Here is a 20,524-nt window from a genome sequence, read left to right on the forward strand (position 1 = left end):
GTAGTTACTCTTTCTTCTTAAACAAAGAATTGACGTTTCGAGCTACCGTGAAATAGTTAGCCGCGCCAGATGCGTGGTAGCCAGCGTGGGTATAATCGAGCTGAAACTCACTGATGCGCAGCATAGCACCAAACGAAAAGCCTGCGCCACCTGACGTATTATCTAGTCGCAACTCGCGGCGCTGCAGGTGGTTGTAGCCAACACGCAGGTTGAAGTTTTTACTCAGCAGAAACTCCCCTCCTACCACAAAATGGCGGGCAATTTTATCGCCAAGAGTCTTTTTCGGCTTTATCTCATTCCCCAGCTCGTCTAGCTGGCCGCGCTGACTGGGGTCGAGGTATACGATATCGAGCTGTTGGAGATGGTGTGCTGAGATAGAAAACCGAAAAGGCAAATGCTCTGGCTTAATGGATGTACCCACTTGTACATCTAATGGCATGGGCTCACGACCTGCTCCTTCATAGGGCTTCAGCTGGTAGCCGGCATTGCGAACCACCAAGCCTACGGTAAAGTCTTTGGTCGGGTGCTTAAACAAGCCTCCCACATCAGCGAGGGTAGCCACAGAGTGGTTGCCACTAATGCCTGATACCGCAAGCTTCAGAGTGCCAGCTAGCGTAAAACTTCCGCTAGTGTAAGAGTCGGAAGCACTTAGCGCATACTCATTGACGGAGAAGTCGCCTAGACTGTTACCAGCAGCATCGACCTGCTCAAACCTGCCATAGTTCATATACGTCAGCCCCACTCCAAAACGGCCGGCGCGTTCCGAATTGAATACGTACGCGGCCGTGCTCTGCTTGATATCAGCCAGATAATCGACGTAGCCGAGTGCTAGGCGGCCATCCATATCAGCATTCAACAGGGCCGGATTGCCATACAACATGGTCCCATCAGCATCTCGTGACGATACATTCACGCCGCCTAGCCCCGCCAACTTAGCACTAGTGGGTAGGTTGAGAAATGAAAAAGCTTGCTGGCCACCGATCTGGGCAACAACTGGCCTAGCAGCTCCTAGTAGCAGCCCCACAGTGGCAAGAACAGCAACAGGACGGCGTAGCAGTATAATCATTGCTCCAAGATATAGGGAAACTGAGTATCCGGCATAGCACGCCATAGCTCGCATTTTATTGCGCGGCAGCGTGACCATACTGGCCTAGCCGGGGCTCAGTAGCAAATGGCAAGTCCTCATTGACTAGAGTAAAGAATCCACGTAGCACCATGCTACACTGCGAATCCCTCCACTCTAGTCAATGCCACAGAGCGGCTAGTTTACTTCAACGCTGGGGCCTACTGCAGCCACCGGCTCATCCCGTACCACTAGCTTGATAGGATGCGCTACTTTCTCTTGCAACAGGGCTACCTCCAGCACATCATCCACCCGATCGGCGTAATGGATATTGAGGTCTTTGAGATACTCAGCCGGGATTTCGTTGATATCCTTGCGGTTCTTATGGCAGAGGATGATATTCTTGATACCTGCGCGCTTAGCAGCTAATATCTTCTCCTTAATACCACCTACCGGCAAGACCTTACCACGCAGCGTTATTTCACCCGTCATGGCCAAATGACTCTGGATTTTGCGCTGAGTAAATACAGAGGCAATGCTGGTGAAAATGGCGATACCGGCACTGGGCCCGTCCTTGGGCACAGCACCTTCCGGGAAGTGAATGTGCAAGTCGTACTGGTCAAAGAGTCGGTAGTCGATGTCCAGTTCTTCGGCACGACTCCGCAGGTAAGACAGAGCCGTAATAGCCGATTCCTTCATCACGTCGCCGAGCTGGCCGGAAAGCGTGAGCTTGCCACGGCCGCGGCTCAAGAGGCTTTCAATAAAGAGTATGTCGCCGCCTACCGAAGTCCACGCTAGGCCAGTCACAACGCCCGCAGTTTCGTTATCCTGGTACAAGTCCCGGTCGAAAATGGCAGCACCTAAAATACGTGAGACGTCTTTGGGCTCCAAGGTAGTAGGGTAGGCCTCTTTCATAGCCTTGCTCTTGGCCAAATTGCGTACTACACCACCCAGCTTACGCTCCAAGCTCCGCACCCCCGATTCGCGGGTGTAATCATCAATTACCCGCTGCAGGGCTCCATTTGTGATGGTAGCATCTTTTGGGCCTAGGCCATGCTCCTGCAGTAGTTTAGGCCACAGGTGCTTCTTAGCAATCTGCGTTTTCTCCTCTAGAGTATAGCCCGTCAGATCAATGATTTCCATCCGGTCGCGCAGAGCGGGCTGAATGGTTTCCAGAGAGTTGGCCGTGGCGATGAATAGGACCTTCGAGAGGTCATACTCTACCTCCAGGTAATTATCGGTGAAGGTAGAGTTCTGCTCGGGGTCCAGCACTTCTAGAAGCGCCGACGATGGGTCGCCGCGGAAGTCAGAAGTTAGCTTGTCAATCTCGTCGAGCACGATAACCGGGTTCGAAGCCCCAGCCTTCTTGATCTGTGAGATGATGCGGCCCGGCATGGCGCCCACGTAGGTTTTGCGGTGGCCCCGGATTTCAGCCTCATCGCGCACTCCACCCAAGCTCATGCGCACATATTTGCGCCCCAAGGCCTTGGCCACGGAACGACCCAAGCTGGTTTTACCTACGCCGGGCGGGCCGTAGAGGCACAAGATAGGCGCCTTCATGTCCTGCTTCAGCTTAAGCACGGCCAAGTATTCAATAATACGCTCTTTGACCTTCTCTAGGCCATAATGGTCATCATCCAGAATCTTCTTGGTGCGCTTCAGGTTGAAATTGTCCTTGGTATACTCAGCCCACGGCAGATCAAGAAGGAATTCCACGTAGTTCAGGCTTACGGGGTACTCGGCTGCTTGTGGGTTAATGCGCCCCAGTTTATCTAGCTCTTTCTCAAAATGCTTAGCAACGGTTTCGGGCCACTTTTTGGCTTTGGCCCTCAGACGTAGCTTCTCCACTTCCTGATCTGGCCCATCAAACCCCAGCTCATCCTGCAGCACCTTAATCTGCTGACGCAGGAAGTAGTCGCGCTGCTGCTGGTCAATATCAGTGTGAACTTTGGTCTGAATTTCGCGCTTGATTTCCAGCAGCTGAATTTCACGCATCATCAGCTCCAGCAGCTGCGTGCCGCGCTCTACGCCGTCGTTTATTTCCAGCAGCTTTTGCTTCATGCCTACCTCCACGTTGATGTTGGAAGACAAGAAGTGCGTCAGGAACGAAGGCGACTCAATATTCTCCAGGGCAAGTTGAGCTTCCTGCGGAATCTCGGGATTGAGCTTGAGCATCTTGGCCGCCGCATCTTTCAACGACGATACCAAAGCCTTAACTTCTTTGGAGTTTTTGTTCGGGAAGGTTTCCTGGGCATAGCTTACCCGCGCCGTGAGGTAAGGCGTATTCTGAGTTTCCTCCTCGATTTTAAAGCGCGACTGTCCCTGAATGATAATAGTGGTGTTGCCGTCGGGCAGCACCAGCAGTTTCAGAATCTTAGCCATTGTACCGACCTGGTAGAGGTCAGCCAAAGCCGGATCATCACTCTGCACATTCTTTTGGGCCACTACGCCCACAATCTTATTACCGCGGTAGGCTTTGCGAACCAACCGTATGCTCTTCTTACGAGTGACCGTAACGGGTAACACCACGCCAGGAAACAACACGGTATTACGAACGGGCAGCAGCGGCAGAATAGCGGGAGAATCCTCGGGGCTTAACGGCTGATCTGGGTCAGTAGCCACAATGGAAACCACTTCAGCAGGATCATCACTCATCAGCAAAAGGGTAGACAGCGGCGTATTCGGATCAGATTGATTCATGAGCAGGAAGAGCGGAAAGGGAAATAAGGTGCCATTATGACAGCCGAAAGAGCTGGCACCCTTACCCTAAGCAGGATATTCTTTCGAAGGTAAGGATTCGGCAAGTGCCATGCCACGGTGTAGTAAGGGCATTTCGCAAGACATAAGTTGCCAACCCGGCATGTTGGCTAAGGCGAATCGTCACTTAATCCGCCTTAAAACAACTGCTATGTGCATCGAAAAATTCCTATTTTTGATCTTCTTTGCGCTGGTATCCCACCGCTCTTGTGCCTACTATTTTTATGCTTGCCTTTTTTCGCCTGCGCCTATTCTACTTATTACTGTTTCTCCCAGCTGTCACTTGGGCGCAGCAAAAAGGTGGCCTACCAAATTCTCAGCGCAAGCTTTCGGGCAAGGTGGTACAACGAATGCGCCTACGGCCAGATGCTACTCCCGACTTTCCCAACGTAAACCGAGTTCCTTATTTTCAGGACAAGAAAGCATTACGGGATATTCAAAAAGCAGAGAAGCGTAAAAACTGGACGGCGGCCCGCAACCTACTTGATGCCTACGTAGGCCAGTTTGGCATCGAGAACTTTTATAAAAACACGAACATGCTCTGGCGCCTAGGTCAGCTCTGGGAAAAAGCGGGGAATGAAAGTCGCGCCAAAGTCTATTATAGCCTCGCGCTAAAGCACCGCCGCCAGGATCTCAAGAAGGTGCAACTCTATTATGACTCGCTGGAGCAGAAGGATGCCGACTTGTACGTGCCGCTCAAAACGTACTACGACATTGTAGAGTACCGGAAAAATATTGCGACGTTCCGGCCCCCGAAAGGGGTCTATACCTCCATGGGCGACGTCATTAACTCTTCCTCCGAGGATTACGGCCCCACGCTCAGTGCCGATGCTGATCAGCTGATCTTTACTTCCAAGCGCAAACGCCGGGGCATCAACAACGTGGTTGATGAGGACTTGTATACCGCTCGGTTTGAGAACGGCGTCTGGACGGAGGCCGAGGCACTTCCTAAGCCTATCAACTCTCCTTATAACGAGGGATCGGCCTGCATCAGCAAGGATGGCAAAACGCTCTACTTTGCGCGGTGCGAGTGCCCCACTTGCCACGGCAACTGCGACCTGTACGTTTCTACCTTCAAGGATGGACAGTGGTCGATGCCGAAAAGCTTGGGCGCTAACGTCAATTCTACCGCCTGGGATTCGCAGCCTACCCTCTCACCGGGCGAGGATACCCTGTACTTCGCCTCTGACCGCCTAGGCGGCTTTGGCCTCTCGGATATCTGGTATACCGTAAAGCAGAAGAATGGGCAATGGAGCCGGGCGCTAAACATGGGGCCTACCGTAAACACGCGGGAGAGCGAGGTAAGCCCGTTTTATCACCCGCTCTACCACGTATTGTATTTCTCCTCACGAGGGCAGCTTCTGAACTTCGGAGACTTTGACATCTATAAGACGTACCGGGTGCGAGGGCGCTGGCAGGAACCAATTAACATTGGTCCGTTGGTAAATGGTAAAGGCTCAGAGTATTATTTCACCATTGATGCCGATTCCAAGAGCTTATATTATGCCCGCTCGGAGGAAAAGGACATGAAAAACCTGGACCTTTTCTCTTTCCCGCTGCCAATGGAGGCGCAGCCGCTGGCTACCACGCACGTAGAAGGCTCCCTAATCGACTCAGTCAGCAGCAAGCCGCTTAATGGCATCGTTAGCATTATTGACACAGATAACGGCATTGAGGTAGCCAGCAAATATCTGCGCGATGATGGCTCTTTTGATTTCGATTTGATTGAAGGCTCGCACTACGTGATGCTTATTCAAAGCCCCGACTTCTTTAGCGTGGAAAAAAGCTTTGCTCTGCAGGGTGACACGGTGATGAAGTTGATGACTAATTCTATCGACTACCGAATTCCGCTTGTCTTTAAGAACATTGAGTTTGATCAGGATAAGGCGACCATTCGGGCCAGCATGCAACCTATCCTGGATCGTATTGCCGTGTTCATGGTAGACCACCCCACGTTCCGCCTCAGCATTTCCGGCCACACCGACTCGAAAGGCGACCCTGATTTCAACATGACCCTATCTCAGGACCGGGCCGAAGCCATCCGACGCTACATTGAACAAAAGGGCAAGCTTAAGCCCAACCGCATTGAGAGCATGGGCTACGGCAGTACGCAGCCACTCAAGGAGGAAGCTACCGCCGAGGATGCCCGCACCAACCGGCGCGTTGAATTCCGCTTAATCAAGCCTGAAGGTGATACCGGCGGCAAAAAGGATGCTGGTGGTACTGGTTGGTAGGCCTCTTTTGGTAACTGCGAGTAGTGCGAAGCCATTTCTTCATTCTCAATAACAGGCTTGACCTAAGTAAAAGCCCTTACTTCCCACTGGGGGAGTAAGGGCTTTTACTTAGGTCAAGGTTCTGCGCTCAGTTATGGAAGAATTACCTCGGCGTACTTCCTGGCACTAACAGAACAGGTATAGTTACCACTTCAGCTGCTGCTGCTCCTGTCCGCTGCGGAACAGCAAGCTTTGCTTCTGGCCGGCAGCTTCTAGATTAACAATATTCATCTGATCTGGAAATACATCGAGTAGCAGCTTATTACGTAGAGAAACCCCTTGGACTGGCCTAGCAAGCTTAGCAGTGAAATATACCCAGTGTGAATCATGCTCGTGCTGAATACCCACCAGCGTTAATGGCAGCACTTCGCCGGGCTTGGTGCTAAACTCAATAGACCGTCGGACCAGTTGCAATACCAGCGCGTTTACCTGCTCCTTAGGGGACTTGTCCAGGCTGATACCGGTTGACTGGCCTACAGACAGCGCCTTCTCGAAATCGTCGCTGAAGAGCTTCAGGGCTATTTCTAGTTGCAGCTTCTGTGGGTTATAGCGCAACTCCATAATGCTCGCGTGGTATGCGTGCGCCCAAGCCACTAGGCTCAGCAGCAGGGTCACTGGAAGCAACAAGAAAATTCGACGAGACATGGGAAAGGAATGGCTGAAAGTGACAGAATACACAGGACCTTCCTGCGCTAGCCACTGCCGTTCTGGTAGAACGACTATCGTGCCAGCGTAAGAAGGTCCGGGTAGAAATCAGTTGTCGGTTATGAGTTGTGGGGCAACATACTCACCACAACTAGCAACGTACTGGCCTAGAAGTGGAAAATGGTTTTGAACAGACCATTGCCTAGCACAAACACCATCAGCATCAGAATGAGGGCCATGCCTACTTTCTGAGCACCTTCCAGGAATTTATCGGAAGGCTTGCGGCCAGCAATCATTTCGTAGAGTAGGAAGATGACGTGGCCACCATCGAGGGCTGGAATGGGCAACAGGTTCATAAAGGCCAGCACCATAGACAGCATGCCGGTGAGCGTCCAGAAGCGCAGCCAATCCCACTTGCCACCGTATTGCTGGGCAATTTCAATAGGGCCGCCCAAGGATTTACGCAGGGAAGCCTGACCGCTGAAAATCTTACCGAAAGCCTTCATTTGGGTGGTTACCACGCCAAATGCTTGCTTAGTACCAGCCGGAATAGACTCAACAAGGCCGTAATGCCGGGTAGCATAGTTGAGCAAGGATTTTGGCTTGAAACCAATTTTGCCATCGTCGTCAACTTCAACCGTTAGCGAAACAGGCTGACCGGCACGTTCTACCTGTACTATTGTGGGCTTGCCAGCGTGGTCTTTTAGGGCTTTCTGCAACTCCGGGAAGAACTGAATCTTCTGACCAGCTACCTGCATTACCCGGTCGTTGGGCTGGAGACCAGCCTTAGCAGCGGGGCTGTTACTTACTACTTCATCTACCACGAAGGGGTCAAGGGGCAGCACGAAAGCCGCCTGGCCTTCGTCGGAGAGGCGGTCCATGAAGTTGTTGGGCACCGGAATGTCCACGATTTGCCCACTGCGGTCGACAGTGTAGTAGGCGTTATTGCCGAGTACTACCTCGGGGCTATATACGTCATTGAACTCCGTGAAAGGGCGACCGTTGATCTTCACGATCTTGTCGCCATTCTGAAAGCCAATTTCCTTACCCAGCTCGTTGGGCACTATGCCATAGCGCACTTCCGAGGCGGGCAGGTAGCTTTCACCGTACTTGAACGTCAGGAGGGAAAAGATAACGATACCCGTGATGACGTTCATGATGATGCCGCCCAGCATCACGATGAGGCGCTGCCAAGCTGGCTTAGCGCGGAACTCGTTGGGTTGGGGCTCTGCAGCCAGCGTTTCGGCGTCTTGCGTTTCGTCGATCATGCCGTGAATGGCCACGTAGCCACCCAGCGGGAACCAGCCCAGGCCGTACTCCGTCTCGCCAATCTTCTTTTTGAAGAGGGCGAAGTTCATCACGCCAGGCAGTGGAAACAGGAAGTCGAAAAAGATGTAAAACTTATCGACGCGGATCTTGAAGTATTTGGCAGTTGCAAAGTGTCCGAACTCGTGCAGACCAACCAGAATGGAAAGGCCCAGCAGCATCTGCCCGGCCATGATTAATCCTTCCAAAGAGAGTAGAGTATTAGGTGATTAGTAGGTACTGACTTCCGATGGTAAACTCAGGAAGCCAGCGCGTAAAGGACAGGTACACAAACAACGCACCGAAAGGCGTTGGCGTGCCCCAAGCGGAACATTTCGGCCAGGGTGTCAGGAGAGGCCTACCAGCTCCTGCGCAATTCGGCGCGTTTCGCGGTCAGTTTCCACATAGTCATCGAGGCTCGGAGCGGCAAGGTACGAAACCCGTGCGAGGCTGGTTTCTACCACATCCGACATTTCCAGGAAGCCAATCTCATCGCGCAGAAACGCTGCTACCGCAATTTCATTGGCCGCATTCAGGATACAGGGCGCGTTACCGGCCCGGCCCATGGCCTCAAATGCCAGGGCCAGGTTGCGGAAGGCGCTGGTATCGGCCTGCTCAAAGGTGAGCTGGGGATAGTCGAGAAAGGAAAAACGTGGGAAGGCATTGGCCAAGCGCTGCGGATAGCCCAGCGCGTACTGAATGGGCAGCTTCATGTCGGGGAGGCCCAGCTGCGCTTTCAGAGAGCCATCCTCGAACTGCACTAGCGAGTGAATGATGCTTTGCGGGTGCACTACCACCTCAATCTGGTCGTTGCGCAAACCGAAAAGCCATTTGGCTTCAATCACTTCCAGGCCCTTGTTCATGAGCGAGGCCGAGTCGATGGTAATTTTGGCGCCCATGTCCCAATTAGGATGCTTGAGCGCCTGAGCCTTGGTTACCTGGGCCAGCTGCGCCCGGTTGCGCCCCCGGAACGGACCACCCGAGGCGGTAAGGATAATCTTCTCAATGGGGTTCTGCTCCTCCCCTATCAAGCATTGGAAAATGGCCGAGTGCTCCGAGTCGACGGGGTATAGGCCTACGCCGTGCTCCTTTACCAGCTCAGTAATCAGTTGCCCCGCTACAACCAGAGTTTCCTTATTAGCCAGGGCAATGGTTTTGCCGGCCCGAATGGCGCGCACCGTGGGTAGCAGCCCCGCGTAGCCTACCATGGCGGTAAGCACTACGTCGGCATCGTCGCGGCCAGCCACATCGGCGAGGGCAGCAGCGCCAGCCAGCACTTCGGTTTCGGGTTGCGAGGCCAGCGCGGCCTTAACGGTTTCGTACTTGCTCTCATCGCCGATAACCACGGCGGCGGGCCGAAACTCCTGAGCCTGCTGAATGAGCAGATCGGCATTGGAATGAGCCGAAAGAGCTGTGACGGTGAATTTGCCGGGCTGGCTGCGGATTACATCAAGGGCTTGGGTACCAATGGAGCCAGTGGAGCCGAGGAGGGTAACGCGTTTGGGAAAGGAATCGGGCATACGGGAATGGGAACTACCTCAAACAAAGGTAGTGCAATGCGGGCGGCATTTCTGGCCGACTTAGCGCGGCTTTTCAGTGGGTGGCCTACTTGACTTTATTGGATAGCCAGTATTTGCACGGGCTTGCCATTAAACACCACTTGCTCCCCAGCCCGCTTACCCGCTAGCGCCGCCGCTACGGGTGCGGCCGGTGATACGGCGAAGTAATCTAGGCCACCCACGGTAAGTTTGCCGGCGCTAATACTGATGTAGAAGTGGCCTAGGCTGGTCCGGACCAGGGCGCCGGGGCGCACGGTGTCGCAAGGTAGCTCGGGGTTGATGCGGGCCAGCTCGCCTTGCAGTTGCTGGGCCTGATGGAGTTGCACGGTATTTCGGTCGCGCTCATTCTGGGCCATGGCGCGGCCGGTTTCGTACTTGTCGCCGGCGCTGCTCTTGGTTTCGGAGTTGGCCGATTCCTGCGCGGCCTGAATGGCGGCTTGGCAGGCGTCAATGCGCTCCTGCGCGTAGGCCAGGCAGGCGGCATGGAGTTGGGGTTTGATTAGCTGGTCTGGGCCTGCCATAGTAGTTCAGAATCGTTTTCGACTTGCCAAGATAGCAAGAGGTGGCCTAGCAGGTTGACAAGGGATATTCCCTACTCATAGGGTTAGCCTTCTATTTCAACACCACATTCACCATCACTGGGAAGTGGTCAGAGGGATAGAGTCCACGCATGGAATCAGTGAGTACGGCGTAATCCAGCACGTCGAATTGCTTGCTCACAAATACATAATCAATGCGGTCTTGCAGCGGAGCATCTAGCTTGAAGCCAATGAAGGTGCCTACCGGGCCGTAAGCGGGTTGCTTAGTAGTATGGTAGGAGTCTTGCAGGAGCGCCTGCATGGTCTTAATCTGCTCGGTATCGGGGGTGGAGTTGAAATCGCCGACGCAGATAACTGGGGTATTTTTGGCAATTTCCTGCATCTTCTGCACCATTAGCTTGCCCGATTGGCGGCGGGCTTCCACGCCTTCGTGGTCGAAATGAACGCTGAAGAAGTAGAATTCCTGCTTTGTTTTCAGATCCTGGAATTTAGCCCAGGTGCAGATGCGGTTGCAGCAAGTGGCATCCCAGCCTTTGGAGGGCTTTTCGGGAGTTTGGCTGAGCCAGAAGTCGCCGGTTTGCAGCATTTTCAGACGGCTCTTCTTGTAGAAGATGGCTGAGTGCTCGCCAGCTTCTTTACCATCATCGCGGCCGTGGCCTACGAAAGTGTACTCCGGCAACTCCACTACATCGTTGAGCTGGCCACGGAACCCCTCCTGGGTGCCAAACACATCGAAATTATGGTAGCGCACTAGGCTCTTCACCATTTCCTTGCGGTTCGGCCAAGCATTCACACCGTCGCTGGCCACGTTGAGGCGCAGGTTATAAGTGGCCACCCGCAGGGGTTGGGGTGCTTTTTGGCCTAGTGCTACCTGGGTAATCAATAGGCAATTCAACAGGCAGAAAAGGAGTATGCGCATTGCGGATAGAATTAAGATAGTGAAGTGGCAAGCTAACTACTGTGGTTTAGAGCTAGCTGGATACTCACCTACCAAAAACGTATGCTTGCCTTTCGCAGCAATTTTGCTGATAGTCTCCAAGTATTGATAAAACCGCAGGTTATCGTCGCCCTTCATTAGTTCAGCGGCGTTCTTGAGCGTTCTGGCCGTAGCAACAGCCGTACGGGCATTTTCCAGATCAGCTTTTGCCCGGATGCGGGCTTCGAGGTAACGAGCAAACAAGTCCTGAATGTTCTTGGGAAACGTCAGATCACGAAGCTGGGCTTCTTCCAGCATTACGCCCAACTGTGCCAGTTGAGCAACCAGTTCGGGAGTAGTCAGGTCGTTTAGCTCAGCTCGGCGATCAGGCAGCTCCTCGCTGTCAAACGCAGCTATTTTGTTGCGGGCGGCTAGCTGCACCAGTTGGTAGATACGCTTCTCAGCCTCCTGCAGCAGCAAGCTGGCAGATACGTTCAACTCAAACTGACTCAGAAACAAGGCACCATCTTGAATGCGGTACTGTACCACAAAAGAGAACCGCAGGGCTATACTGTCTTTCGTCAGCACCTCTTGATTAGTGACGGTGAGTAGACGACTGGTGGTTGGCAGTGTCAGTAAATTGGTACGATTGCGCCAGTCTAATAGCTCATAACGCCCAGGCGGCAGCGTACGCTCTAGTACATTATCACGGAATAGAAAGCCTTGCTGATTCGGCTTTACTTGGTAGGTAGTTGTGAATAGACCCATTGAATAGGAAGAAATAGCCCGCTGATGGAAAAGGGAGAAACACCACATCGTAGGGAACCGGCCTTAAGCACTTCCTGAGAAGGCGGTATCCGGCCGACTACAAACCACAACACAGCTTTGGTCACATTAGACCATGCTTCTCCCCCTTCACTCAGACAGCTGTTAAGGCCGATACCCTGAAAGGGGCATTGCTCCACGCCACTGGAGGGAGTCGAACCCTCTGACTAATCTGCGCCGCAATACCCCGCTCGTGCAGATTCGCCAAAAGTTGAACGGGTGGCGGTGGCCGGCAAGATAAGAAATGCCACAGTAGCTGCTGCTACCCCAACAGCCCATCCGCCACTTTGCGGTCGTTGCTGAGGCGGGGCACCTTGTTTTGGCCGCCTAACTTGCCTAGGCTTTTCATGTAGCGCTGGAAGGCTCCGGTTGGCAGCGGGGTGAGTTGCAGGGGCGCGAGAATATTGCCGGCCAGGAGGTCATCGTAATACACGTTGCGGCGGCGTAGGCCAGTTTCGAGGGCGGCGGCGAAGGCGGCGGCATCGTGGGGTGGCCTAGCAAACTCAATGAGCCACTCGTGGCGAGAGGGCACGGCCGGGTCGTCGCTGACGCGGGGTGCCACCGTGAATTCTACCACTTCTACCTCCGGGTGCTGCTGCATGGCTTCGCGCAGGGTTTGCTCCACTTCTTCACCAATAACATGCTCCCCAAAGGCTGATAGGAAATGTTTGATCCGGCCCGACACCACTACCCGGAACGGATACTTCTGGGTGAAGCGTACGGTGTCGCCGAGGCTGTAGCCCCAAAGGCCAGCATTGGAGTTGAGCACCAGCGCGTATTGCTTGTCCAATTCTACTTCGGCCAGGGTCAGGCGGGGTGGGCTGGGCTCGAAGAACCGCTCGGCCGGTATGAACTCAAAGTAGATGCCTGCATCTAGTAAGAGTAGCATGCCGGGGTTGCTAGGCTCATCCTGGAAAGCCAAGAACCCTTCAGAAGCCGGGAACAGCTCGATGCTGTCGACTGGCCTACCGATGGTATCAAAGAGCTTTTTGCGGTAAGGCTCAAAGTTGACGCCCCCATACACGAATAGATCAAACTGCGGAAACACCTCCCCCACTGGCCTACCGGTGCGCGCCACAATTCGGTCGAAGTACATCTGTACCCAGGGCGGAATCCCGGAAATCAGGCTCATCGGCTGGGGCAGCGTTTCCTCCACAATGCGGTCGAGCTTGGTTTCCCAGTCTTCGATGATGTTGATCTGGTAGCTGGGCATCTGGTTGCGGCGCAGGTAGCCGGGAACGTGATGATTCACAATGCCCGAGAGCCGGCCGGTATGGATGCCGCCCACCATTTCCAGCTCCGGTGAGCCCGATAGAAACATCAGCTTGCCATCCAGGAAACGGCTTTTGCCAGTTCTGTGCACGTAATGGAGCAGAGCATCACGCGCGCCGTTGATGTGGTTGGGGATGCTGTCTTTGGTAAGCGGAATGTACTTAGCGCCGCTGGTGGTGCCGCTGGTTTTGGCCAGATAGAGTGGCTTACCGGGCCAGAGCACATTGGCCTCTCCGGCTTTCACGCGGTTGAAGTAGGGACTCAGGGCCTCGTAGTCGCGCACGGGCACCCGGGCAGCCAAATCTTGAGCAGTGCGGGCGCCGGCTAGGTTATGGTCATGGCCGAAGGCGGTGCGGGCACCCTGAGCTAAAAGGCCTTTCAATACCTTTTGTTGCGTACCAATGGGGTCTTGTTGCCACTGGGCATATTGACGGGCAACGTAGGCGGCTACCGGGCGGCTTAAAGCAGATTTCAGGCCCATGGCAAGAGGGAAGATGTGAAGTTGCGAAGTTGTGAAGGTTTTAGGACACAGCTTCACTTTGTGTTACCCGAAGGTATACTTCGTTAAACGTTCTGTTGGCCGGAGAATAGCTTGCGGAAGCTCATCTTTTTACCCACGCCACCCGTAACAACCGCACAACCTCACCTTTCACAACTACTCTTCATCATGATTAACCAACGTGGCAATGCCGTATGGAACGGCGACATCAAAGGCAGCGGCGAAATTTCTACGCAAAGCGGCACCGTAAAAGCGCCGTACTCAGTAGGTGCTCGTTTCGAAGGCCAGAAGGGCACGAACCCCGAGGAATTGATTGGTGCGGCCCACGCTGGCTGCTATACCATGTTCCTGACCGGACAGCTCACTAAGGCCGGCGCGCAGGTAAAGCAAATCCGGACTGAATCGAAAGTGACGCTGGATACGTCGGGCGAAGTGCCCAAAGTGGTGAAGATTGTGTTGACTACCGAAGGCGAAGTAGAAGGCATTACGCAAGAGGAATTTCAAAAGCAGGCAGAGAATGCCAAGCTGCATTGCCCCATATCGCAGCTGCTGAGCGCTGTGCCTGAAATGGAGTTGGCTTCGGCTACGTTGAAGTAACCCGCCCCGGACAGCCGCAGAAGCAAGACCAGCAATAATTTACAATCTGAAACTGCTGGCTCTGCGTACGTAGTGGTATCTGGGCTTCTTCGGTTCAGCAACTATTCGCTTATTTTGCGAGCTCAAGCGACCCTACCGCGCCCTTATGCCTCCAGCTTCTACTCGAATTCGTCTCCAGCCCGCCAACAACTCCCGGATACCGTTCTGGGGGCAACTGTTTATTGGCTTTCTCTGGATTGCGTACACGCTGTCTTTGATTCTCACCGACAGTGGCCTAAACGACCTGCATTTCTTGCACTATGTATTTTTGGCGTTCAGCTTAATCTACGTAGGCTACGTGCTGGTGCACAACGCCCCCGTATTTGGTACCCAGAGCTACCTGGAGTTTACGCCCGCCTATATCGTGCATAAGGATGGGTTGTTTCGCCCGAAGCAGGCTTTCCCAGCTGAAAACATCTCTGCCCTGGAGCTGGTACCTCAGCAGCTACGCGTGCAGCTTACAGAAGGCGGCACGTACGCGCTAAGTCTGCGCCAAGTAAAAGGCACCAAGCGCAAGCGGGCCCTGCGCGACCAAATCCGCAGCTTCGCCAGCAAACACAATATTCCGCTCCGCGACACGCAAGCACCCGCTTAAGTGGCCTAGGCCAGTCTGGCAACACAACAAGAAAGCCCGCTTCTGTTCAGGAGCGGGCTTTCTGTTTGTCATTCGGAATGACAGGTGTGTTCAGCTATTTGCCGGCGAACTTCTTCCGGAGCTCTTGAATAGTTGAGCGGAAGCTTTTGTCAGAGTCTATCAAGTCAGAAACCGTCTGCACGGAGTGGATGACGGTGCTGTGGTCACGGCCCCCAAAGTGGTGCCCGATGCTTTTCAAGGAATGGCTCGTGTGCTCCTTGGCGAAGTACATAGCTACCTGACGCGCTGTTACAACTTCCTTCTTGCGGGTTTTAGCCTTAAGCAGTTCTACTGGCACGCTGAAGTATTCGGCGCAGGTCTTCTGAATGAAATCCAGGTTCACCTCGGCTTCTACTTCCTCAATGATATGCCGGAGCGCTTGCTTGGCCATTTCCAGGTCAATCTCGCGGCGGTTAAGACTACTCTGGGCTACCAGCGAAATCAACACGCCTTCTAGCTCCCGCACGTTGGTATTCACGGAGTGGGCCAGGTATTCCACTACCTGCGGCGGGATGTCGATGCCATCCTGCTGCATTTTGTTCTGGATGATGGCCATGCGCGTCTCGAAGTCGGGGCTTTGCAAGTCGGCGGTGAGACCCCACTTAAAGCGCGACAACAGCCGGTCTTCCAGGCCTACCAGGTCACGGGGGGGCCTATCGGAGGTCATCACAATCTGCTTACCAGCCTGGTGAAGGTGGTTGAAGATGTGGAAGAACATCTCCTGGGTCTTGTCCTTACCCGACAGGAACTGTACATCGTCCAGAATCAGGATATCTACCAGCAGGTAGAAGTTGGCGAAGTCCTGCACCGCGTTGGAGCGCAGGCTTTCGATGAACTGGTTCGTGAACTTCTCCGCCGACACGTAGAGCACAAACTTATCGGTGTTCGTGGCCTTGATGTGGTTGCCGATGGCCTGCACCAGGTGTGTCTTGCCCAACCCTACCCCGCCGTAAATCATCAGTGGGTTGAACGAAGTGGTGCCGGGCTTGTTAGCAACGGCCAGCCCTGCTGAGCGCGACAGGCGGTTACAGTCCCCCTCGATGTAATTCTCGAAGGTGTAGCTGTGATTGAGCTGGGAGTTGAGGTAGTTCCGGTCGATGGCCTTGCTGGCCTCAAACGGGTTGCGCAATGTAGCGGGCTGGGCCGGTTGCGCCGCTGCCGCTGCCACATTGCGCGCCGACGAGGACATGGGACCAGTGGCCAAGGCAGCCGCGGGCGTTGCTACCGGCGCCGGACCGGCCGCCTTGTGCGAGGTGGGCAGGTTGAGCGTGCGCGGCTTGGTTTGGGCGTTGCCCTGGTCAACTACGATAGAGTATTCCAGCCGACCTTCGGGGCCTAGCTCCTGGTAGATGGCCTTCTTGAGTACCTCCACATAGTGCTCCTCCAGCCACTCATAAAAAAACTGGCTGGGGACCTGAATGATTAAAACATTATTGTGGAGCTGTACCGGGACGATGGGTTGGAACCACGTCTTGAAGCTCTGCTCACCAATGTTTGCCTTGATGACGCGAAGACAGTTGACCCATACGGTTCGGCAATCCTTCAGCATCAATTAAATAGGGCAGCAGCAACAGGTGCAAGGTGAGGAGAATAGGAAACTACGGTACGCCAAAAAAAGGCCCGTTTTTTCAAGAGGGAGACAAAAATGTGGAAAAGTCAGGAGACAAAAAAACGCTCCTACCTCTTGCTTTTTACGCCTCTCGCACAGGCACGACCGAGGCAGCCGCTACAGCTGGTCGGCGCGAGCCCCGCTCGAAAGAATAATCCAAACGGCCGAGGTTAATCCCCGACCAGCCCACCTGGTTGATCAAGGTCTGGTGGCCGTTGGTGCTAGCTACAACGTCAGGCTTATCGAGGAAAGTATGGGTGTGCCCGCCCAAAATCAGGTCGATGCCGGGTGCGCCAGCAGCCAGCTTGAAGTCATCTACCTTGGGGCCTTGGTACTTGTAGCCCAGGTGCGAGAGGCAAATTACCATATCGCACTTCTCGGGGCCGCGGAGCTGCTTCACCATCTCATTGGCCACCGTGATGGGGTCGAGGTATTTGGTGGCGCCGAAGTTCTTATCAGCTACCAAGCCTGCCAACTCAATACCCAGCCCAAACACACCCACGCGGATTCCCTGCTTGTCAAACACCTTATAGGGCTTGAACCGGCCAGCTAGGGGCGTGGCCGAAAAGTCGTAGTTGGCAATCAGGAAGGGGAAGTTGGCATTGGGCAGCTGCTTCTGCAGTCCCTCCAGGCCATTGTCGAAGTCGTGGTTGCCGAGGGTGCTGGCGTCGTACTTCATCTGCGACATAAGCTTGTACTCCAGCTCGCCCATGAAGAAGTTGAAGTAGGGCGTGCCCTGCCAGATGTCGCCGGAATCAAGCAGCAGCACGTTGGACTCCTCTTTGCGCACTTGCTCAATCAGCGTAGCCCGGCGGGCCATGCCACCCATGCCCGCCCACTGAGCCGCATTATCAGGAAAGGGCTCAATGCGGGAGTGCATGTCGTTGGTGTGCAGAATAGTGAGGCGAGTGGCCTTCTTGTCGGCCGCTGCGGCGGGCAGGCTTACCCCTAACAAGGCTACGCTGGCGGCTCCTAGGCCAGTATGTTTCAGAAATTCGCGACGATCCACGGGATTGATTTCTTGAGATGCTGATTTGCTGGCGAGTAGCTAACAGGCTGCACTAGCCTTTCGCTCCTACCTGCTCTTATTTTACGCGGCCTTCCAGTCTGGCCTCAATGGGCTTGCCTTGCTTGGTTTGCTCCCGGATGGCATCAATAAACGCGCTGCGCAGCAAGACGTTAGTGTGCCGGAACTTGATCGGCTTGAAAAACACCATGTTGTCGCCGCCGCTAGCCAGATAGTCGGAAATGGCAATAGTATAGGTGCGCGCAGGGTCAATGGGCTGCCCGTTGATGCGGACGTTCTCCGGCTTGCCCTCTGGCGACACCGTATAGAATGCGCCCGAAACCGGCATTTTAGCCTTGGCGGCGTAGTCGAACAACTGCTGCACCACAGTGCCAGGGGCGTCGAGAACCACTAGCTCGTTCTCGAAGGGCATCAGCTCAAAGATGGAGCCCACCGTAACGGAGCCGGCCGGAATGGGCGCCCGTAGGCCACCATTCGACATCACACCCAAATCTACCGGCTGACCAATTTCCTTGCTAGCCCGCATCCGCTGAATATCGGACGTGAAGTTGGAGAGCGGCGACTCCCCATTGTTCTTCGTGATGGCCACGGGGGCGGTGCCTATCACCTCGGTCATCTGCGACGTTACGCGCTGGCGGTAGGGCGCAATAGTGGCGGCGGCGGTAGGGTCGTCGGGGATGGATTTGCCGACGGGCAGGCCCGTAACGGGCGCCAGCTGCGCCTTAGGCTGGTAGGCAGCACGCTGGCAAGCGGGGGCCAGCGCTACGGCCGTTAGCAGGCCCAGGGCCGCTACGCGAGAACGAAGGAAGTGCATCAGGTCTGAGAGGAAATAGAATGCGGACCGCAAAGATACAGCAGATGGATGGGAGTTGCGCGCCCTAGGCCACTCTCGCAAGTAAGAGGCTCCTAGAGCAGCCATCAACAGTTACTGGGTTGTGCTTAGCAAACAAGCAGCCGTATGCTACGGATCCATAAACTACAGTAATCAGTATAACCCTCCGGCGCTTGCCACCACCCAGCGGAAGCCCTTGCCGTTCGTCGTCCGTTTATGGCCCCGAAACGGTATCTTTAGCCCGCTTTCCTTTGCCTGATTTCCACCCCACCCCGCCAACTTATGGCCGATACGCCCCGCTCCACCCCGGTTTCTTTTTCTGAGTTTGAAGCCGTCACAACGACGCAGTGGCAGGAGCGCATTACACGCGACCTGAAAGGCCAGGACCCGGCTGCCCTTAGCTGGCTTACGCCCGATGGCCTTACTGTTGAGCCCTTTTATCACCAGGAGGCGCTGCAGGCCCTGGGCGGCGCACCCACGCCGCTGGTCCGCACGGCACCCACTTGGCGCAACGTGCCCACCTACAGCGTACCCGCTGGCGACCGGGGCCACGCGGCCATCGACCGAGCCGCTGCAGGCCTAGAGCGCGGCGCTGAAGGCGCACACTTCCTGCTCTCCAACGCGGGTACTTTCGATGTAGACTATCTGCATCAAAAAGTCTCGTTGAACAGCGCCTACGTGGGGTACTCCATGCGAAGTGGCCTAGGCGAATTAGTAAAGCGCCTGCAGGAGCTGAACCTGACGCCGCAGGGCTTCTTTGTGCTGGACCCCATCACCTGCCACGCCCCCGACGTGCCTAGCCAACTTACGGAGCTGCGCACCGCACTCCAGACCTGCCAAGCGTGGCCTGCCGTAAGCATAGTGGGCATCAACTCGGCGTATTATGCTGACCGCGGTGCCACCGTAACTCAGCAGATAGCCTTCGCGCTGGCTACTGCTGCCACCTACCTGAGTGAAATTCCCAGGGAGGATATTACGGTAGAAATGGTGGCACGGGCGCTGCACCTGCATGTCGGCATCAATCCCAACTACTTCTTTGAAATAGCTAAGCTGCGCGCCTTCCGCCGCCTGTTTGCCACCCTGCTACAGGCCTACGGGGTGCCCACGGCCATAGCGCAGGAGTTACCCATCTTCGCCAGCACCTCCTCCTGGAGCCAGACCACCCTCGACCCGCATACCAACTTGCTGCGCGTGACCACCGAGGCCATGAGCGCCGTGCTGGGCGGGGCCACCGCCGTAAGCGTAGGCCGGTTTGATAGTTTGTTTCACGAGCCCAACGAGTTTGCCGAGCGCCTGGCTCGCAACCTCCCTATTCTGCTGCGCGAAGAGGCCTACCTCGATCGGGTGCAAGACCCCGCGGCCGGCTCTTACTATCTCGAAACGCTCACCGATCAGTTGGCGCATCAAGCCTGGATATTATTTCAGAAGATTGAAGCCCAGGGTGGCCTACCGGGTGCTACGGGGCTGGTGCTACAGGAGCTGCACGCTTCCGCTCAGGCCCAATTCCGGCGCATTGCCAATGCCGAACAAGTAGTGGTAGGCACCAACAAATTCCAGAACCCCAACGAGCAGTTCGACTACAATCCTAAGCGCCTGTTGCGCAGCCGGGAGTTCGACAGCACCCGCGCTACCTACCCTACGGAGGTGCTGCGCTTGGCCACTGCCATGCACTTCGACCGCCGCGAGCGGAAGCGGAAACGCTCGGCCCTAGTGCTGCTGGGGGCGCACACCAACCAGCACATCCTAGAGTCGTTCCTGAGAACCTTGCCGGCCGCAGAGCGCCCCGAGCTGCGCGAAGCTCACCCGGATGGAACATTGTCGGTCCTGTTTTCCTCGGCCGAGGAAGCTACGCTGATGTATGCCACGCCCGAGCAGTACGGACGGCTGGCCCGCGCCATCAACCATATCCCCATCGACGAGCCCAACTTCATCCCCTCGGCTCTGCTTACCGCCGACTTGCCCACCATGCAGGAAGCTATCCGCGTCTTCGGCTTTCAGGAATTCACCGTGCAAGGCTACAGCACCGAGGACGTACTAGCCCGTTTGCAGGGGAAAAAGTGATTTAGCGAAATGGTGATTTAGTGAGTTTGATGTGCTGGTGGCCTAGCCGACCCTACAGGCGCCATCAGAACA

At 55.1% G+C, this 20,524-nt stretch carries 16 protein-coding genes; 4 read left to right on the forward strand and 12 right to left on the reverse strand.

The window, feature by feature from the left end; genetic code table 11:
* Nucleotides 1-4 precede the first annotated feature (4 nt).
* Both porQ and lon read right to left on the reverse strand, forming a co-directional pair.
* Nucleotides 5-1,066 carry a type IX secretion system protein PorQ gene (porQ, locus tag EU557_RS18395; protein WP_135531932.1) on the reverse strand — a complete coding sequence of 354 codons (1,062 nt, stop codon included), beginning with the start codon at nt 1,064-1,066 and terminating at the stop codon, nt 5-7.
* Between the two features lie 195 nt (nt 1,067-1,261).
* Nucleotides 1,262-3,763, reverse strand: a complete 2,502-nt coding sequence (lon, locus tag EU557_RS18400) for an endopeptidase La (RefSeq protein ID WP_245326319.1) — start codon at nt 3,761-3,763, stop codon at nt 1,262-1,264.
* 281 nt (nt 3,764-4,044) lie between these two features.
* On the opposite strand from lon, the gene EU557_RS18405 reads away from it, so the two are divergent.
* Nucleotides 4,045-6,054 (forward strand): OmpA family protein, encoded by a 2,010-nt coding sequence (locus EU557_RS18405; protein WP_135531933.1) that lies wholly within the window; start codon nt 4,045-4,047, stop codon nt 6,052-6,054.
* 183 nt (nt 6,055-6,237) lie between these two features.
* On the opposite strand, the gene EU557_RS18410 is transcribed toward EU557_RS18405, so the two are convergent.
* From EU557_RS18410 to EU557_RS18440, 7 genes are all read right to left on the reverse strand, one after another.
* Nucleotides 6,238-6,738, reverse strand: coding sequence for a DUF6702 family protein (locus EU557_RS18410; protein ID WP_135531934.1), 501 nt, complete (start codon nt 6,736-6,738; stop codon nt 6,238-6,240).
* A gap of 167 nt (nt 6,739-6,905) precedes the next feature.
* A complete protein-coding gene (gene rseP / locus EU557_RS18415) occupies nt 6,906-8,252 on the reverse strand; it encodes an RIP metalloprotease RseP (protein ID WP_135531935.1) in 1,347 nt (448 codons plus the stop codon).
* 138 nt (nt 8,253-8,390) lie between these two features.
* On the reverse strand, nt 8,391-9,563 hold the full coding sequence (locus tag EU557_RS18420; protein ID WP_135531936.1) for a 1-deoxy-D-xylulose-5-phosphate reductoisomerase: 1,173 nt from the start codon (nt 9,561-9,563) through the stop codon (nt 8,391-8,393).
* 95 nt (nt 9,564-9,658) lie between these two features.
* Entirely contained in the window at nt 9,659-10,123 is a 465-nt protein-coding gene (locus tag EU557_RS18425) for a 3-oxoacyl-ACP synthase (RefSeq protein ID WP_135531937.1), read from the reverse strand.
* A 91-nt stretch (nt 10,124-10,214) separates the two neighbouring features.
* Nucleotides 10,215-11,060, reverse strand: a complete 846-nt coding sequence (locus tag EU557_RS18430; RefSeq protein WP_135531938.1) for an endonuclease/exonuclease/phosphatase family protein — start codon at nt 11,058-11,060, stop codon at nt 10,215-10,217.
* Nucleotides 11,061-11,096: 36 nt separating this feature from the next.
* On the reverse strand, nt 11,097-11,825 hold the full coding sequence (locus tag EU557_RS18435) for a slipin family protein (protein WP_135531939.1): 729 nt from the start codon (nt 11,823-11,825) through the stop codon (nt 11,097-11,099).
* 319 nt (nt 11,826-12,144) lie between these two features.
* The gene (locus EU557_RS18440; protein ID WP_135531940.1) at nt 12,145-13,635 is read right to left on the reverse strand and encodes a GH3 auxin-responsive promoter family protein; all 1,491 of its coding nucleotides are present in this window, start codon (nt 13,633-13,635) and stop codon (nt 12,145-12,147) included.
* A 186-nt stretch (nt 13,636-13,821) separates the two neighbouring features.
* Between EU557_RS18440 and EU557_RS18445 the strand changes: the two genes are divergently transcribed.
* Nucleotides 13,822-14,250, forward strand: coding sequence for an OsmC family peroxiredoxin (locus tag EU557_RS18445; protein ID WP_135531941.1), 429 nt, complete (start codon nt 13,822-13,824; stop codon nt 14,248-14,250).
* A 145-nt stretch (nt 14,251-14,395) separates the two neighbouring features.
* Complete coding sequence (locus tag EU557_RS18450) at nt 14,396-14,884, forward strand: hypothetical protein (protein WP_135531942.1); 489 nt, start codon at nt 14,396-14,398, stop codon at nt 14,882-14,884.
* Nucleotides 14,885-14,978: 94 nt separating this feature from the next.
* Here EU557_RS18450 and dnaA read toward each other — a convergent pair whose 3' ends face one another.
* From dnaA to EU557_RS18465, 3 genes are all read right to left on the reverse strand, one after another.
* The gene (dnaA, locus tag EU557_RS18455) at nt 14,979-16,472 is read right to left on the reverse strand and encodes a chromosomal replication initiator protein DnaA (protein ID WP_135531943.1); all 1,494 of its coding nucleotides are present in this window, start codon (nt 16,470-16,472) and stop codon (nt 14,979-14,981) included.
* A 142-nt stretch (nt 16,473-16,614) separates the two neighbouring features.
* Nucleotides 16,615-17,541: a bifunctional metallophosphatase/5'-nucleotidase gene (locus EU557_RS18460; protein ID WP_135531944.1), complete on the reverse strand. Its 927-nt coding sequence runs from the start codon at nt 17,539-17,541 to the stop codon at nt 16,615-16,617.
* Between the two features lie 76 nt (nt 17,542-17,617).
* Nucleotides 17,618-18,373: a 5'-nucleotidase C-terminal domain-containing protein gene (locus tag EU557_RS18465; RefSeq protein ID WP_167855267.1), complete on the reverse strand. Its 756-nt coding sequence runs from the start codon at nt 18,371-18,373 to the stop codon at nt 17,618-17,620.
* A gap of 300 nt (nt 18,374-18,673) precedes the next feature.
* Here EU557_RS18465 and EU557_RS18470 point away from each other — a divergent pair, with 300 nt between their 5' ends.
* Nucleotides 18,674-20,452, forward strand: coding sequence for a methylmalonyl-CoA mutase family protein (locus EU557_RS18470; protein WP_135531946.1), 1,779 nt, complete (start codon nt 18,674-18,676; stop codon nt 20,450-20,452).
* The last annotated feature ends 72 nt before the right edge of the window (nt 20,453-20,524 follow it).

This window comes from Hymenobacter wooponensis (genome assembly GCF_004745865.1).
Classification (GTDB): domain Bacteria; phylum Bacteroidota; class Bacteroidia; order Cytophagales; family Hymenobacteraceae; genus Hymenobacter; species Hymenobacter wooponensis.

What these genes read in the sequence shown, in the direction of transcription:
- porQ (WP_135531932.1), bottom strand. Translation starts at nt 1,066, where the DNA reads ATGATTATACTGCTACGCCGTCCTGTTGCTGTTCTTGCCACTGTGGGG.
- dnaA (WP_135531943.1), bottom strand. Translation starts at nt 16,472, where the DNA reads ATGCTGAAGGATTGCCGAACCGTATGGGTCAACTGTCTTCGCGTCATC.
- EU557_RS18410 (WP_135531934.1), bottom strand. Translation starts at nt 6,738, where the DNA reads ATGTCTCGTCGAATTTTCTTGTTGCTTCCAGTGACCCTGCTGCTGAGC.
- EU557_RS18435 (WP_135531939.1), bottom strand. Translation starts at nt 11,825, where the DNA reads ATGGGTCTATTCACAACTACCTACCAAGTAAAGCCGAATCAGCAAGGC.
- EU557_RS18430 (WP_135531938.1), bottom strand. Translation starts at nt 11,060, where the DNA reads ATGCGCATACTCCTTTTCTGCCTGTTGAATTGCCTATTGATTACCCAG.
- EU557_RS18440 (WP_135531940.1), bottom strand. Translation starts at nt 13,635, where the DNA reads ATGGGCCTGAAATCTGCTTTAAGCCGCCCGGTAGCCGCCTACGTTGCC.
- EU557_RS18405 (WP_135531933.1), top strand. Translation starts at nt 4,045, where the DNA reads ATGCTTGCCTTTTTTCGCCTGCGCCTATTCTACTTATTACTGTTTCTC.
- EU557_RS18420 (WP_135531936.1), bottom strand. Translation starts at nt 9,563, where the DNA reads ATGCCCGATTCCTTTCCCAAACGCGTTACCCTCCTCGGCTCCACTGGC.
- EU557_RS18445 (WP_135531941.1), top strand. Translation starts at nt 13,822, where the DNA reads ATGATTAACCAACGTGGCAATGCCGTATGGAACGGCGACATCAAAGGC.
- lon (WP_245326319.1), bottom strand. Translation starts at nt 3,763, where the DNA reads ATGAATCAATCTGATCCGAATACGCCGCTGTCTACCCTTTTGCTGATG.
- EU557_RS18450 (WP_135531942.1), top strand. Translation starts at nt 14,396, where the DNA reads ATGCCTCCAGCTTCTACTCGAATTCGTCTCCAGCCCGCCAACAACTCC.
- EU557_RS18470 (WP_135531946.1), top strand. Translation starts at nt 18,674, where the DNA reads ATGGCCGATACGCCCCGCTCCACCCCGGTTTCTTTTTCTGAGTTTGAA.
- EU557_RS18425 (WP_135531937.1), bottom strand. Translation starts at nt 10,123, where the DNA reads ATGGCAGGCCCAGACCAGCTAATCAAACCCCAACTCCATGCCGCCTGC.
- EU557_RS18465 (WP_167855267.1), bottom strand. Translation starts at nt 18,373, where the DNA reads ATGCACTTCCTTCGTTCTCGCGTAGCGGCCCTGGGCCTGCTAACGGCC.